Origin of the sequence: Pseudorhodoplanes sp. (genome assembly GCF_046289595.1) — a bacterium.
Classification (GTDB): domain Bacteria; phylum Pseudomonadota; class Alphaproteobacteria; order Rhizobiales; family Xanthobacteraceae; genus Pseudorhodoplanes.
The window spans coordinates 1-14,794 of the sequence record NZ_JBKBVB010000110.1 but is presented as its reverse complement, the minus strand read 5'-3'; the positions used below and the strand labels follow the sequence as shown (position 1 = coordinate 14,794).

Sequence of the window (14,794 nt, the reverse complement as noted above, 5' to 3'; positions counted from 1 at the left end):
GGTTCTCCGGGTTCGGATGCGCTGCGGGCGCAGGAGGCCCTGCGCCGGTCAGCGAACGATGGATGAGCAAATGCGACAATGCCGGGAACCGCCGTTCCGCATATTACGGCGCGCGCACAGCGCGCCATCAGTCGCTGCTCTAGCTTAGCAAAATCTCCTTCCCGCGCAACCCGTGTCAGCGCGACGCATGACCGAACACCTTCCATGCCGACCAGATCAGCAGCACGCCGAGGATCAGTTTGATAGCGGACGAGGGAAAGAAGCCCGCGGCGAGACCGCCCAGGATCGCGCCCGCGATCGACCCGAGCGCCATCGGGACAATCAGCGCGACATTGCGCTGCGTGTCTCTGAATGCGCCATGCTTCGCGTGCCGCGCGATGCCGATCAGGACTGTCGGAACGCTGATAAGGAGAGAGAGCGTCCCCGCGGTTTTGATGTCGATCCCGTAGGCGAAAACCAATGTTGGTATGATGACCTCGCCGCCGGCAACACCGAGCACGCTGCTGATGGTCCCGATCGCTGCGCCGAAGGCGAGACCTGCCGCGGCGCGGAGCGCAACGATTTGCGGCAGGAAGCCGTCGGACACGAGCGGCACGAAGGCTTCGGCCAGGAGGCTAACGCCCAGCGCCACCAGCAAAACGAAGATGACCTTGCTCAAAAGTGCCGGCGACATCCGCCGCAACCAGCCGACACCAAGATAGGCCAGGATCACGGCGCCGAGCGCAATGGCGAACACCTCGGTGAGATGCTGCGCGACCGCCGGAGCGTCCAGCGCGAGTGCGCGGATCGGGATTGCGGCGAGGATGGTGGCGAGGCTCACCGCCAGGTTGACCGGCACCGCCTGATGCGGCGTAAGCCCGGCCACGCCCACGAGATAGGGGAGCCGCAATTCCGCACCACCCAGTCCGATCAGGCCGCCCGCGAATCCGGCACCGAATCCGACGGATGCGTTCAGGATTTTGTTCAAGTTGCGGTTCCTCGTGCCTGAACGACAGGGAGGTGTCGCCAGAGCGCTTCGATTCAATCGAGGAACCGCCGTTCCGGATGGGGAAGCGCCGCATGCCCGATGCGCGCCATGGACCGACACTTTAGCAAAGCATGACGTTCTGCCAAGATTGATCCAGGAACCAGAAAGCGTTTTGGAAACGCCAATGACCAGGCCAGTGCCACTCGAGGGCGACTACGACACCATCATCGTCGGCGCGGGATCCGCCGGTTGCGTGCTGGCCAGCCGGCTCTCCGCGGATCGGCACAGGCGCGTGCTTTTGCTGGAAGCCGGAGGGAGCGACAACTGGATCTGGTTTCACATTCCGGTCGGCTATCTGTTCGCAATCGGCAATCCGCGCTCGGACTGGATGTTTCGGACAGAACCGGTGCCCGGTCTGAACGGCCGCTCGCTTGCCTACCCGCGCGGCAAGGTGCTGGGCGGATCGTCGGCGATCAACGCCATGATCTACATGCGCGGACAGGCCGGCGATTACGACCATTGGCGGCAGCTCGGTCTCTCCGGCTGGGGCTGGGACGACGTGAAGCCGCTGTTCAAGAAGCAGCTCGATCATTTCCTCGGCGACAGCGAACACCATGGTAGGGGCGGCGAGTGGCGCGTGGAATATCCGCGGTTGCGCTGGGACATCACCGATGCGTTCCGCGAGGCAGCAGAGCAGGCCGGCATTCCGAAATGCGACGATTTCAATACCGGCAACAACGAGGGCTGCGGCTATTTCCACGTGAACCAGAAGATGGGACGTCGCTGGTCCGCCGCGCGCGGCTTCCTCAAGCCGGTGATGAATCGCGGCAATCTGCGGGTCGAGACCGGCTGCCTCGTGGAGAAGATCGATTTCGAGGGCAGGCGTGCGACCGGCGTTCGGTTCTCCCAGAATGGCGAGAGCAAGACCGCGCGCTGCCGTGGCGACGTGATCCTGTCGGCGGGCGCAATCGGTTCGGTGCAGGTGCTGCTGCTATCGGGTATCGGACCGGCCGCGCATCTCGCCGAACACGGCATCGCGCCCGTTCTCGACAAGCCCGGCGTGGGCGAAAACCTGCAGGACCATCTGCAATTGCGACTGATCCACAGGGTGACGGGCGTGACCACGCTGAACGAGACCTACAAATCGCCGGTCCGGCGGGTTCTGATGGGCCTCGATTATGCGTTGCGCCGCCGCGGGCCCTTGACCATGGCGCCCTCACAACTCGGCGCCTTCACAAGATCGAGCGCCCGCTACGAGCGGCCGAATATCCAGTTTCATGTGCAGCCGCTGTCGCTCGACAAGTTCGGCGATCCGCTGCACGACTTCCCGGCCTTCACGACGAGTGTTGCGAATTTGCGGCCGTCGAGCCGCGGTCACGTCCGGCTGCGCAGCGCCGATCCGACGGAAAAGCCGGCGATCCAGCCGAACTACCTCGCAACCGACGAGGACCGGCAGGTCGCGGCGGATTCGATCCGCGTTGCACGCAACATCATTGCGCAGCCGGCGCTGCAGAGATATCAGCCGGTTGAGTATCTGCCCGGCGAAACCATTCGCAGCGATGACGACGCGGCGCTCGCGAAAGCGGCCGGCGATATCGGAACCACCATCTTCCACCCGGTCGGCACCGCGAAAATGGGCCGGCCGGATGACGCGATGGCGGTGGTGGACGAGCGGCTGCGGGTGATCGGACTTGACAATGTACGGGTGATCGACGCCTCGGTGATGCCGACGATTACGTCCGGCAATACCAACTCCCCGACCATGATGATCGCGGAGAAGGGGGCGATGATGGTGCGGGAGGATGCGCGGAACTGAAGGCAATCCTTTTCCGCCGCTCGGGAATGAGCGGGGTCTGCAGCGTCGCCATACCATTTCCTAACAGTCGGCGGATATGACGTCGCCATGACCATGCATCCGCTCCTTGCGCGCATCCGAAACATCATTGCCGACCCGCGCAGGGAATGGCCGCTGATCGCGACCGAGCCCCGCGACCCGATGCGCCTGTTCGTGAGCTATGTTGCGGTGCTTGCGGCGATCCCGGCAATCAGCGGCTTCATCGGATCGAGTCTCGTCGGCGTCTCGGTCTCGGCAGGCCGGGTGCATGATTCGATTCCCTTCGGGCTGCTGCGCGCGCTGATCAGCTATCTGTTCAGCTTTGTCATCGTGTATCTGACCGCGCTCGCCATTGACGCCATGGCGCCGCTGTTCCAGACCGCGCGCAATTTCAGGAATGCGCTGAAGCTCGCGGCCTATTCCTTCACGCCGGTCTGGCTGGTCGGCGTCGTCCTCATGGTGCCCGGCCTGCGCTTTCTCGCAATCCTCGGGCTCTACGCGATTCGTCTGCTGTGGACCGGACTGCCGCCGCTGATGGGTACGCCGCGGCCGAAGGTGCTGGCTTACGCGGGCGCGATCGTGGTCGCGGCGGTTGTCATCACGCTTCTGATGGCGGTGATCCAGGCGGCGCTGACCGCTCTGCCGTTCCAAGGCCCGGCCGACGACTGATCACCCGAGCGCGCGCAGATAGCGGATCGGGCGCCCGGCCGTCAGGGTCTGCGCTGCCGCGATGATCGCGTTCGCATCGATGCCGTAATGCCGGTAGAGGTCGGGCAGCGAGCCGGTCTGGCCGAAATGCTCGACGCCGAGCCCGCGCGTGCGATGGCCGTGCACGCCGCCGAGCCAAGACAGCGTGGCGGGGTGTCCGTCCAGGACGGTGACGAGCCCGCAATCCTGCGGCACGTCGCCCAGCAGCCGCTCGACATGCGAGCGCGCATGCACGAGGCCGCGTTCGCGCGCCCGCTGCGCCGCGGTCCAGCCTGCATTGAGGCGGTCGGCGGAGGTGACCGCGAGCAGGCCCACGTCGCGGCGGTCCTCGCCCATCAGTCCGACGGCTTCGATGGCTTCTGGTGCGATCGCGCCGCAATAAGCGACGACGACCTGCGCATTGGGGCCGGGCTTGCGCAGCCAGTACGCGCCGTCGACGATGCCCTGCCTCAATTCGTCCGTCATCGCACGTTGCGGCTGTTCGATCGGCCGCGTGGAGAGCCGCAGATAGACCGAGCCGCCGGTTTCGTCGCGCAGCCATGTCTTCTCGGACGGCGCTGCGTCGCCGTCACGCTGGATATAGTCGAGCGCAAAGCGCAGGATCACCGCGAGTTCGTCCACGAACGCCGGCTCGAACGAGGCGAGCCCGTCCTGCGCCATGCCGATCAGCGGCTGGGCGATCGACTGATGCGCGCCGCCTTCGGGTGCCAGCGTAATGCCGGACGGCGTCGCCACCACGATGAAGCGCGCATCCTGGTAGCAGGCGTAATTCAGTGCATCGAGGCCGCGCGCGATAAAGGGATCGTACAGCGTGCCGATCGGAAGCAGGCGCTCGCCCTCGATCGCGTGTGACAGGCCGAGCGCGGAGAGGAGAATGAACAGGTTCATCTCGGCGATGCCGAGCTCGATATGCTGACCTTTCGGCGAGAATTCCCAGGCGAAGGTCGATGGGATCCGTTCGTTGCGGAAGGTGTCGAGCATCGCCTCGCGTGCAAACAGGCCGCGCCGGTTTACCCAGGCGCCGAGATTGGTCGAGACCGTGACGTCCGGCGATGTCGTGACGATGCGCGCGGCATAAGCCTCCTTCGACTTGCCGATCTCGTTCATCAATGCGCCGAAACCGGTCTGGGTCGAGGTGACGGCCTGCGCCGGTACGGATAGCGTTGCCGGAATCGCGATGCGCGGTGCCTTCACCGCAGGCTTGCGCTTGGCGAACGGCACCGTGTCAAGAAATCGCTGCAAGCTTTCCTCCGGCAGCGTCAATCCTTCGAAGCGATCCCATTCGTGGCCCGGGCGCACATTGTTCTGCGACCGGAACGCATCCATCTGCGCGGGTGTCATCAGGCCGGCATGGTTGTCCTTGTGGCCGGCCATCGGCAGGCCGAAGCCCTTCACCGTGTAGCAGATGAAGCAGACCGGCCTATCGTGATCGATGCTCTTGAAGGCCTTGAGCAGCGCCGGCAGATCATGGCCGCCGAGATTGTTCATCAGTCGCGCCAAGTCGTCGTCCGATCGCTTCTCGATCAATGCGGTCACCGGTCCCTGATCGCCGATTTCGTCGAGGAGGCGCTTGCGCCACGCGGCTCCGCCTTGAAACACCAGGGCCGAATAAAGCTGGTTTGGGCAGGCATCGATCCAGGCGCGCAAGCGTTCGCCGCCGGGCTCGCGAAACGCTTCCTCCTGCAGCGAGCCGTATTTGACGATGACCACCTGCCAGCCGAAATTCTCGAACAATTGCTCGTAGCGTTCCCACAAGCCTTCGCGCACCACGGCATCGAGGCTTTGTCGGTTGTAATCGACGATCCACCAGCAATTGCGCAAGCTTTGCTTCCAGCCTTCCAGCAGCGCCTCGAAGATATTGCCCTCGTCGAGTTCGGCATCGCCGACCAGCGCGATCATGCGGCCTTCCGGCTTGCCTTTTGCAAGGCCATGCGCATGCACATAGTCCTGGACGATGGAGGAGAACAGCGTCTGAGCGACGCCTAAGCCCACCGAGCCGGTCGAGAAATCGACATCGTCTGTGTCTTTGGTGCGTGAGGGATAGCTTTGCGCGCCCTTGTAGCCGCGGAAATTTTGCAGCTTCTCGCGGGTCTGCTTGCCGAGCAGATACTGGATGGCGTGAAAGATCGGCGATGCATGGGGCTTTACCGCGACGCGGTCCTGCGGACGCAGGATGTCGAAATAGAGCGCGGTCATGATGGTCGCGAGCGAGGCCGACGAGGCCTGATGGCCGCCGACCTTCAGCCCGTCGACATTCTCGCGGATATGGTTCGCATTGTGGATCGTCCAGCTCGCGAGCCACAGCACCTTCTTTTCCAGTTCGGACAGGATCTCGATGCGCGACGGCTGCATGATGCGCTCCTTTGGCGCGATCCCTGGCATGTTCGGATGGGGTCAGTGTCGCATGGCGCTCATGGCAGGGGCATTCATTTTGCGCTATAATTTGCGACAAGAATGGCAGAAAATGCTAATAATAAAGCATTTCTAGGTAGGATCGACCAAAATGCCGCTCGATGCGATAGACCGCAAGATTCTTGCGCTGCTGCAGCAGGACGGGCGGCTCAGTGTTGCGGCGCTTGCCGAAAAGGTCGGTCTGTCGCCATCGCCCTGCCTGCGCCGCGTACGTCTGCTGGAAAAGGCCGGCATCATCGCGCGCTATGTCGCGGTGCTGAACCAGCGCGAGGTCGGTCTGCCGGTCTCCGTGTTCGTGTCGATCAAGCTCGAAAGCCAGCGCGAGGAGGCGTTGACGAAATTCGGTCGGGCGATTGCGCGCTGGCCAGAAGTGCTGGAATGCTATCTGATGACCGGCCCGCGCGACTATCTGCTGCGCGTCGTGGTCGCCGACCTCAGCGCCTATGAGCAGTTTCTGAAGCAGAAACTGACCCGGCTCGATGGCATCGCCTCGATCGAGTCGAGCTTCGCGCTGGAGCAGGTGAAATACACGAATGTGCTGCCGGTGTGAATGTTCGTTATTCCGGGGCGTCGCGGAGCAACGAGCCCGGAATCCGGGGTTGCAAACGCACTATTCGTCGCTCTGGCCTCCGGGTCTCGCCCTTCTGGCGACCCCGGAATAACTATCCCCGGTTCCGCATCACCAGGCATGCGCCGCCAGCCTTGCGCAGGCTGTTGCAGAGCGCATTCGCCTCCGCGCGCGTCTCGGCGCCGATCCGCACCTGATAGAACACGGCGCGACCCCGCGTGCGCATGACCGACGACTGGATGCCGGGATCCTTGCCGGCAAGCACGCTTTCATACCGGCGCAGCGCCCGCGCATACATCGCCATGGCGCGGTCGCGCGAGAAGCCGGCGCCGAGCTGCACGCCCCAAGGCTGTGCGAGCGAATGGACGACCCGCTGCGTGAGCTGTTCGAGGAACGGGCTTGGCGAGCGCTTCAGCATCGCCATCACTTCACCGCAGCCGGGATCGCGCTTCTGCTCCTGCTTCGGCGTCTCCTTGCCACCGCTTGGCTTGTTGCGCTCCGCGGCCCAGTCGTCGACGGTCATGCCGGTGATGGCCGAGACATAGTTGCGCGTCTCGCCGGGCATGGGACCGGTGCCGGCGAGCCATTCGCGGACACGGCGCGGCCCCGCATTATAGGCTGCGGCCGCAAGGCCGAGATTGCCGAATTGCAGCCAGAGTTCCTTCAGGAATTCCGCCGATTTCGGCAACGCCTGGACCGGATCAAACGGATCAAGAAGTCCGCGCTCGGCGGCGGTATAGGGCATGAACTGCGCCATGCCCTGCGCACGATGGCCGCTGCGGGTTTTCGGGCCAACGGCATCGGCGCGGAAGCGGCTTTCCTGCCAGATCACGCGCGCGAAAAACTCGAGCGGCAGGCCGTGATCGCGGGCCGCGGATTCGATCAGCAGGCAGATGGAATCGTCGGAGGCGGCGGCTTTGGCGGGAGTCTGCGGAAGAAAAGCCGCCATTGTTGCGCCAGCACAGGCCAGCGCAAGAAGATGCCTCGATCGTCTCCGCAGCGTCATGCCGGGCCTTGAGCCGGGTACCCACATCCTGCTTCGCAGCAAAGGGCATCGTTCATGCACACCTCCGGCGAGGGGTGCCGGTTGTCTCCTCAGAACGTGCTCTTCAGCTTAAGATGATCCATGCGATTGATCGACTGGACATTGAAGCGCTCAGCCTTGCCGTCGCGATCCACGTTCAGCGGCACGACGGTGCCGGCCTCGCCGAGCGACCAGAGCTTGCGGTAGAAATCCGGCAGGGTCTTCGGCGAATCGCCGCCGACATTGACGATCAGATCGCCCTTGCGCAGGCCTGCCTTCTCGGCCGGCGAATGCGGGGTGACGCGGGAGATCACAAGGCCGCGCTCGGTTGCCTGCGTGTTCAGGCCGATCCAGGGCTTCGGCTTCCCGCTAACTGAGCCGTTGGCTATCAGGTCGGCGAGAATCGGCTTGAGCAGGTCGGTCGGGATATAGAGGTTGCCAGCCATGCCGCCGCCATTGCCCGCGGCGTCATTGACGATGAGCGAACCGACGCCGACCAGCTTGCCGTCACGGGTGATCAGCGCAGCCCCGCTCCAGTGCGAATGTGCGGGCGCGGTATAGATCGCATTGTCGACCAGATATTCCCATGTGCCGGCAAATTCGCGCCGCGACACCACCCGCGCCGGCGCAATGCCGTCACGCCCGCCGAAGCTCGCCGCCAGCACCGGATCGCCAACCTTGATTTCGGAAGAGTTGCCGAACAGCATCGGCCGAACCTTCAGCGGCGCGACCGCTTTCAACAATCCGAAGCCGGTATCGTGATCGTAGCCGACCACGGTTGCCGGTATCTTGCGGCCATCATTGGTAATTGCTTCCGCCGCATGCGCCTCGACCATCAGATAGCCGATGGTCAGGATCAGGCCGTCGTCGTCGATGACGATGCCGGACCCGTCGCGCTCCTGACCGAGATTGTCGACGGTACGTCCGTCCGGATTGATGTAGGTCTTGATCCGCACCACCGACGAGAGCAGGTCGTCCGTGGAGGTCTTTCCACCCTCGTTCCTGGCGCCGTCGCCCTGCGCGAAAGCGAAGCCGGACGCGGTGGCAACCAACAGACCCGAGACCAGCAACAGCACCACGCGCCTTCGCAGCGACATTCGCATCAGGGCCTCCCTGGGGCTCAGCACCCCCCGAATCGGGATTTTGCAAAACGGGTGCCAATTATAGAAGCATCAGCGCCGGTTCTCACAAGGGGATTGCTACGCTGACAGGGCCGCTCCTGCGGCCAAAAATCGGTTCCCGAGGCAAATTTTGCGTGATCGAATGCAGGGACGCCCGTCGAAGCAAAAAGGCCGCACCCGCAACAACGGGGCGGCCCTGCCAGGTTGTGCCCGCCGGTTCCAATCGGAGCCGGCGGGCTGCAAATAACGCGTTATTCCAGTCCGGTCGGAACGTTTTTGTTTTCGCTTTCGAGCTTCATGCCGGACAGATTGGCCATCGTCTCCATCAGGGTGGCGAAGTCCTTTTCCAGATAGGCCGCGGGATCCTTCTGCAGGATTGCGTTGCCGATATGCCCCTGCAGAATTTCGCGCGTGGCCGCCGTGGTCGGCATCGGGACCTTCCACTCGCGCCCCAGCTCAAGCCCGAGATCGAGATCCTTCAAGAGCAATTCCGGCGTGAAGGTGGTGGTCCAGTCGAGATTGACCAGCGCCGGCGACTTGTAGCGGGTGAACATCGAGCCCATCACGCTGTTGCTCATGAAGCGCAGGAAGGCCTCGCGCGGCACGCCCATCTTGTTGGCCAGCAGCGTGATCTCGATCAGGTTCTGGATCACCACGCCGAGCATGACATTGTGCGCGATCTTGCAGATGCGTGCGAGTTCGCCGTCGCCGACATAGGACACGCCGTTGGGCGCAAACTTCAACACCATGTCTTCGACTTTGCGGAAGGCGGCTTCCGGACCGGACGCGACCGCCGACAATTTTCCGGCCTTGATCACCTTGGCGTTGCCGGACACCGGGCAGGCGACGAATTCGGCGCCGAGGCCCTTCAGCTGCTCGCGGATTTCCGCTGAATCGTCGACCGAAATGGTGGAGCAATCGACCACGATCTTCGGCATCTTGCCCTTGCCGTTCGGGGCAACGCCGTTCGGGCCGAAATAGACCTCCTTCACGTCCTTGCCGGCGGAGACGATGGAGAACAGCACGTCGACATCGGCAAGGTCGGAGAGCCTGTCGACCACCTTGCCGCCGAGCTTGGTCAGCGGTTCGGCCTTGGCCTTGGTCCGGTTCCAGATCGAGACCTCATAGCCGGACTTGAGCAGCCATTCGGCCATTGCGTAGCCCATGCGGCCCATGCCGATCCAGCCGATCCTCTGCGTACTCGTCGCCATACGTTCCTCCTGCGGCGTTTGCGGCGTGTCTCGTAACACAGACCGGTTACGCTGCAAGGACTTCGCAAGGCCGCCGAAGGGACTTATGATCGCAGCGGGTCTGGGGGCTTTCCGCCGGTGAAATCTGCAATGATTGTGACGCTCGACGAAGCGGTATCGCAGATCGGGGATGGCTGCCTGCTGGCGGTGCCACGCGAGCAGGCCGGGGTCGCCATGGAAGCGACGCGGGCCCTGATCCGCCGCCAGCAGACCCATCACAAGGTGAAAAATCTCCATCTCGTGGCGCTGCCCGCCTCGACCTTGCAGGCCGATCTTCTGATCGGGGCGGGCTGCGTGGCGACGCTGGAGACCTCGGCGGTCAGCCTCGGCGAACATGGGCCGGCGCCGCGATTCACGGCGGCGATGACGCAAGGGACAATCCGCATGAAGGACGCCACCTGCCCGGCGCTCTATGCGGCGCTGGAAGCCGGCGAGAAGGGCAATCCCTTCATGCCGCTGCGCGGCCTGATCGGTTCCGATCTGATGAAAATCCGTGACGACTGGCGGGTGATCGACAACCCTTTCGGCCATGACGATCCGATCGTTCTGCTGCCGGCGATTCGTCCGGACGTTGCGCTGTTTCACGCGCCGATGGCGGACCGGCACGGCAATGTCTGGATCGGCCGCCAGCGCGATCTGGCGACCCTCGCCCATGCGTCGCGCAGGACCATCGTGACGGTGGAGAAAATCCACGACGGCAATCTGCTGGACGATCCGGTTTTCGCAGCCGGGCTTCTGCCCGGCTTTTATGTGGATGCGGTCGCGGTGGTGGAGAATGGCGCCTGGCCGCTGTCGCTGCCGGATCATTATCCGGCCGACGATGCGCACCTCGCCGAATATGCGCGGCTTGCAAAAACCGCAGAAGGCTTCGTGCGCTATCTCCATGAACACGTTTATGAGAAGCAGGCGGCGTAGCGCATTTGTGATGTCCGTTCAGCCCGAAGAACTTCTTATTGCCAGTGTCGCCGATCTGATCGGCGAGGTGCGCCATATCGCGGTCGGCAATGCGTCGCCGATTCCGGCCGCCGCTGCGCTTCTTTGCCGGGCGCGCGGACAGGGACGGCCTTATGTCTCGCTCCTGCAAAGCCGCAAGCACAACTTCTTCACCGAGGGCGGAGTCGAATTGTTCGACTGTGCCGGCCAGGGCCGCATGGATGTGTTCTTCCTGTCCGGCGGCGAGATCGATGGCGAGGGCAACATCAATCTTGTCGGCATCGGCGATCACGACAAGCCGCAGGTGCGATTTCCCGGCTCCTTCGGTTCTGCCTATCTCTATTTCGTCGTGCCCAAGGTGATTCTGTTTCGCACCGAGCATTCGCGCCGCACGCTGGTTCCGAAGGTGAACTTCATCTCCGCGCCCGGCGTCAGCGAGCCGCATGTCCACCGCACTGGCGGTCCGGTTGCGCTGATCACCAATCGCTGCCTGTTCGCGTTCGACAGGGAACGCCGCGGTTTCCGGCTGCAGAGCGTGCATCCCGGACATACGGTCGCAGAGATCGCGGAGCATACTGGCTTCGATTTCGATTGCCCGGACCAGGTGCCGGAAACGCCTGCTCCCGATTCCGAAACACTCCGCCTCCTGCGCGAGACCGTCGCACCTGAACTGGCGGAGGTTTACCCGCAATTCGCGGAGAAGGTTTTCGGCATTGTGAAAGCGGCATAACGCCGTCATTGCCGGCCTTGACCCGGCAATCCATCTCGCCGTCAATGCTCACAACAACAAGGTCAGTGGGAGACGAAATGCCGGTAGAGCCTGTTGAAGTCGCGGTGATCGGCACCGGATGGTGCGGCGGCATCCGCGCAGAGACGCTGTCACGCTATCCGCTGGTGAAGAAACTGCATGTCTGCGAAATCCGGCCCGACCGGCTGAAGGAAGTCCAGGCGCTCACCAATGCCGCAGTGGCGACGCTCGACTACCAGGATATCGTCAGGAACGACGCGGTGAAGGTGGTCTATATCTCAACCACGCCGGAAAATACCCATTTTCCGATCGCGCGCGATTGCCTCAGAGCCGGCAAGCATGTTCTGCTGGAGAAGCCGATCGCGCTCGAACTCTACGAGGCCGACGAATTGATCGCGCTCTCAAAGCGCAACAATGTGAAATTCACCATCGGCTATTCGCAGCGATTCAACACCAAATTCGCTTACGCCAAGAAGAAACTGAACGACGGCACGCTCGGCAAGCCGGTGTCGGTCATGGTGAGCCGGCATCTGTCGCGCAGCCTCGGCAAGAAGATCGCAAGCCGCGTGCGGCTGTCACCTGCGGCGATGGAATCCACCCACGATCTCGACATCGTGTTCTGGCTCCTTGAGCCCGCCAAGCCGGTCAGCGTCTATTCGCAGGGCGCGTATGGCTACATGCAGCCGGTCAACGGCTCCTACGACATCATGTGGTCGACGGTGAAGATGGACAACGGCGTGCTGGTCGCCATCGGCGGCGGCTGGAATCTGCCGCCGAGCTATCCGAATTACTGCGCCACAACCATTGAGATTACCGGCACCGAGGGTTCGCTGTTTCTCGACGACACGGCGCGCGACCATTGGCTCAACACCGTGAAGGACGGGATGCAATACCCGATGTCGACCATGCCGGGCGAACAGGTCGACCATGTCTTTGCCGGCCAGATGGGGCCGGAGACCATCCATTTTCTGGAATCCTGCATCATGGACCGGCCGCCCATGGTGTCGCCGGAAAGCGCCCGCACCGTGATGGAATGCTATCTTGCGGCGGACCTCTCGGCCGAACGCGGCGAACCGGTCGCGATTCCGTTGACAAACGAGACGCTGGCGGGCATCGCGGACATGATCAAGGCGCAGCGCGCGCCGATCGGATAACCGTTGTCATGCCCGGTCTTGTGCCGGGCATCCATGTCTATTCCCGGGACTGAGACGTGGATGGCCGGGACGAACCTTGCCATGACGGAAACAGCGCGACCAAGACGTGGAAATGGCTTCTGACAATCACCCCCACCACGGCCCCCGCATCGAGGACGACGCCCTCATCCGCGGGCGAGGTCAATTCGTCGACGACGTTGAAAAGCAGGGTGCGGCGCATGCCGTTTTCGTGCGTTCGCCGCATGCCCATGCCCGCATTATCTCGATTTCATTGCAAGAGGCCCTGCAGGCGCCCGGTGTTCTCGGCGTCATGACCGCGGCCGATCTCGACGGCATCGGCAGCGTGACGCGGCACCCGCCGATTCCAGGCCGCGGCGGAACCAAGGCGATTTTCGCGCACCGGCCCTGTCTTGCTGCGGGCAAGGTTCTGCATGTCGGCGAAGCGGTGGCGATGGTCGTGGCCGACAGCCTCGCCCAGGCGCTCGATGCCGCCGAACGGGTTGTTGTCGAGTATGAGGAATTGCCGGCGCTGGTCGATGCGCAGGAAGCGCTCAAGCCGGATGCGCCGCAGCTTCACAACGACGTCCCGGGGAACCTTGCGGTCGATTATCCCGGCCCGATGGATGATCCGGAGAATGTCGCAGCGGTCGACGCCATCATGAAGTCGGCGGCGCATGTCGCGCGCATGACGGTTGTCCAGCAGCGTCTCGTCATGGCGCCGATGGAAACCCGCGGCGGCACGGCATCCTACGACGGCAAGACCGGCCGTTACACGCTGCGCGTCTGCTCGCAGGGCGCGGGTCCGATGCGCGACATGCTGGCGTCGATCCTGGGCATCGACAAGCAGATGCTGCGCGTTGTGACCGAGGATGTCGGCGGCGCGTTCGGCCTGAAGAGCGGCGCCTATCCCGAATATCCGGCGCTTCTTGCGGCAGCCAGGAAATATGGCCGCAGGGTGCATTGGATGGCGAGCCGATCGGAGGCCTTCAACAGCGACAATCAGGGCCGGGACAACGTTACGGTTGGTGAACTCGCGCTCGATGCTGACGGCAAGTTTCTCGCGCTTCGCGCGCGGCAAGTCCAGAATCTCGGCGCCTATGTCGCCTCCGCCGGAATCCAGCTCGCGACCAACAATTTCGCGCGCTGCTTTCCGGCCATGTACGATATCCCGAAAATCGATGTCGGCGTGAAATGCGTCTACACCAACACGATTCCGACGGGGCCCTATCGCGGCGCTGGACGTCCCGAAGCCAATTACCTGATCGAGCGGCTGGTCGATGAGGCGTCGCGCTTGACCGGAATCGACACGGTCGAGATCCGCAAGCGGAACCTGATTTCGCGCGCGGCGATTCCATACAAGACAGCGATTGGCACCACATTCGACTCCGGCGAGTTTCCTGAAATCTTCGAGAAGGCGCTGGCGCTGGCGCAGATCGAACGCTTCGAAGAGCGCCGCACACAATCGCACCAGCGAGGCAAGCTGCGCGGCCTCGGCATCTCCTGCTTCCTCGAACATTCCGGCGGCGTGCCGAACGAAGGCGCGTGGCTGACCTTCCCCGGTAACGGCACGCTGGTGGTGAGCCTGAATGTCGGCAATACCGGTCAGGGCCACGCCACGGTTTATTCGCGCCTTGTCGCCGACAAGCTCGCCATCGACCCGGCGCAGGTGAAACACCGGCAGGGCGACAGCGATTTCGAGATCAAGGGTGCGCCGTCGGTTGCCTCGCGGTCGACGATTACCGCAGGCACCGCAGTCGTGCGCACGATCGAGGCGATGCTGGAGAAGGGCCGCGCGCTGGCCGCGCAGCTTCTCGAAGCCGACGAGAAGGACATCGCCTATCGCCGCGGTCTGTTCGAGGTGGTCGGCACAGACCGGTCCATCGGCCTGTTCGAACTTGCGGCAAAAGCGGCCGAGATGAAGGAAAAAGGCGAGATCGCCGAAAGCCTCGACACCAAGCGCGATGTCGATACGCCGCAGACTTTCCCGAATGGCTGCCATATCGCCGAAGTCGAAATCGAGCCCGAGACCGGCGAGGTGGCCGTGGTCGGCTATTATGCCGTGGACGATTGCGGCA

Annotated in this window: 12 protein-coding genes; 7 read left to right on the top strand and 5 right to left on the bottom strand. The window is 63.3% G+C overall.

Features of this window, described 5'->3' with window-relative positions; genetic code table 11:
* Window positions 1–175: 175 nt before the first annotated feature.
* Entirely contained in the window at window positions 176–967 is a 792-nt protein-coding gene (locus ACK41X_RS18645; protein ID WP_409726391.1) for a sulfite exporter TauE/SafE family protein, read from the bottom strand.
* A 184-nt stretch (window positions 968–1,151) separates the two neighbouring features.
* Between ACK41X_RS18645 and ACK41X_RS18640 the strand changes: the two genes are divergently transcribed.
* On the top strand, window positions 1,152–2,783 hold the full coding sequence (locus tag ACK41X_RS18640) for a GMC family oxidoreductase (protein ID WP_409726389.1): 1,632 nt from the start codon (window positions 1,152–1,154) through the stop codon (window positions 2,781–2,783).
* Window positions 2,784–2,870: 87 nt separating this feature from the next.
* Complete coding sequence (locus ACK41X_RS18635; RefSeq protein ID WP_409726387.1) at window positions 2,871–3,470, top strand: Yip1 family protein; 600 nt, start codon at window positions 2,871–2,873, stop codon at window positions 3,468–3,470.
* On the opposite strand, the gene ACK41X_RS18630 is transcribed toward ACK41X_RS18635, so the two are convergent.
* On the bottom strand, window positions 3,471–5,861 hold the full coding sequence (locus ACK41X_RS18630; protein WP_409726385.1) for a transketolase: 2,391 nt from the start codon (window positions 5,859–5,861) through the stop codon (window positions 3,471–3,473).
* 151 nt (window positions 5,862–6,012) lie between these two features.
* Here ACK41X_RS18630 and ACK41X_RS18625 point away from each other — a divergent pair, with 151 nt between their 5' ends.
* Window positions 6,013–6,471, top strand: a complete 459-nt coding sequence (locus tag ACK41X_RS18625) for an Lrp/AsnC family transcriptional regulator (protein WP_409726383.1) — start codon at window positions 6,013–6,015, stop codon at window positions 6,469–6,471.
* A gap of 112 nt (window positions 6,472–6,583) precedes the next feature.
* Here the strand turns inward: ACK41X_RS18625 and ACK41X_RS18620 are convergent, their stop codons facing one another.
* The 3 genes from ACK41X_RS18620 to ACK41X_RS18610 all read right to left on the bottom strand — a co-directional run bounded on the left by ACK41X_RS18620 (window position 6,584) and on the right by ACK41X_RS18610 (window position 9,845).
* Window positions 6,584–7,438, bottom strand: coding sequence for a transglycosylase SLT domain-containing protein (locus tag ACK41X_RS18620; RefSeq protein ID WP_409726381.1), 855 nt, complete (start codon window positions 7,436–7,438; stop codon window positions 6,584–6,586).
* Between the two features lie 146 nt (window positions 7,439–7,584).
* Window positions 7,585–8,616, bottom strand: coding sequence for a S1C family serine protease (locus tag ACK41X_RS18615; protein WP_409726379.1), 1,032 nt, complete (start codon window positions 8,614–8,616; stop codon window positions 7,585–7,587).
* A gap of 269 nt (window positions 8,617–8,885) precedes the next feature.
* Window positions 8,886–9,845: an NAD(P)-dependent oxidoreductase gene (locus ACK41X_RS18610; RefSeq protein ID WP_409726377.1), complete on the bottom strand. Its 960-nt coding sequence runs from the start codon at window positions 9,843–9,845 to the stop codon at window positions 8,886–8,888.
* 117 nt (window positions 9,846–9,962) lie between these two features.
* On the opposite strand from ACK41X_RS18610, the gene ACK41X_RS18605 reads away from it, so the two are divergent.
* From ACK41X_RS18605 to ACK41X_RS18590, 4 genes are all read left to right on the top strand, one after another.
* On the top strand, window positions 9,963–10,799 hold the full coding sequence (locus ACK41X_RS18605; RefSeq protein ID WP_409726375.1) for a CoA transferase subunit A: 837 nt from the start codon (window positions 9,963–9,965) through the stop codon (window positions 10,797–10,799).
* 10 nt (window positions 10,800–10,809) lie between these two features.
* Window positions 10,810–11,547 carry a CoA-transferase gene (locus ACK41X_RS18600; RefSeq protein ID WP_409726373.1) on the top strand — a complete coding sequence of 246 codons (738 nt, stop codon included), beginning with the start codon at window positions 10,810–10,812 and terminating at the stop codon, window positions 11,545–11,547.
* 77 nt (window positions 11,548–11,624) lie between these two features.
* A complete protein-coding gene (locus ACK41X_RS18595) occupies window positions 11,625–12,719 on the top strand; it encodes a Gfo/Idh/MocA family protein (protein WP_409726371.1) in 1,095 nt (364 codons plus the stop codon).
* Between the two features lie 112 nt (window positions 12,720–12,831).
* The coding region (locus ACK41X_RS18590; protein ID WP_409726369.1) for a xanthine dehydrogenase family protein molybdopterin-binding subunit at window positions 12,832–14,794 on the top strand (1,963 nt) is incomplete at its 3' end.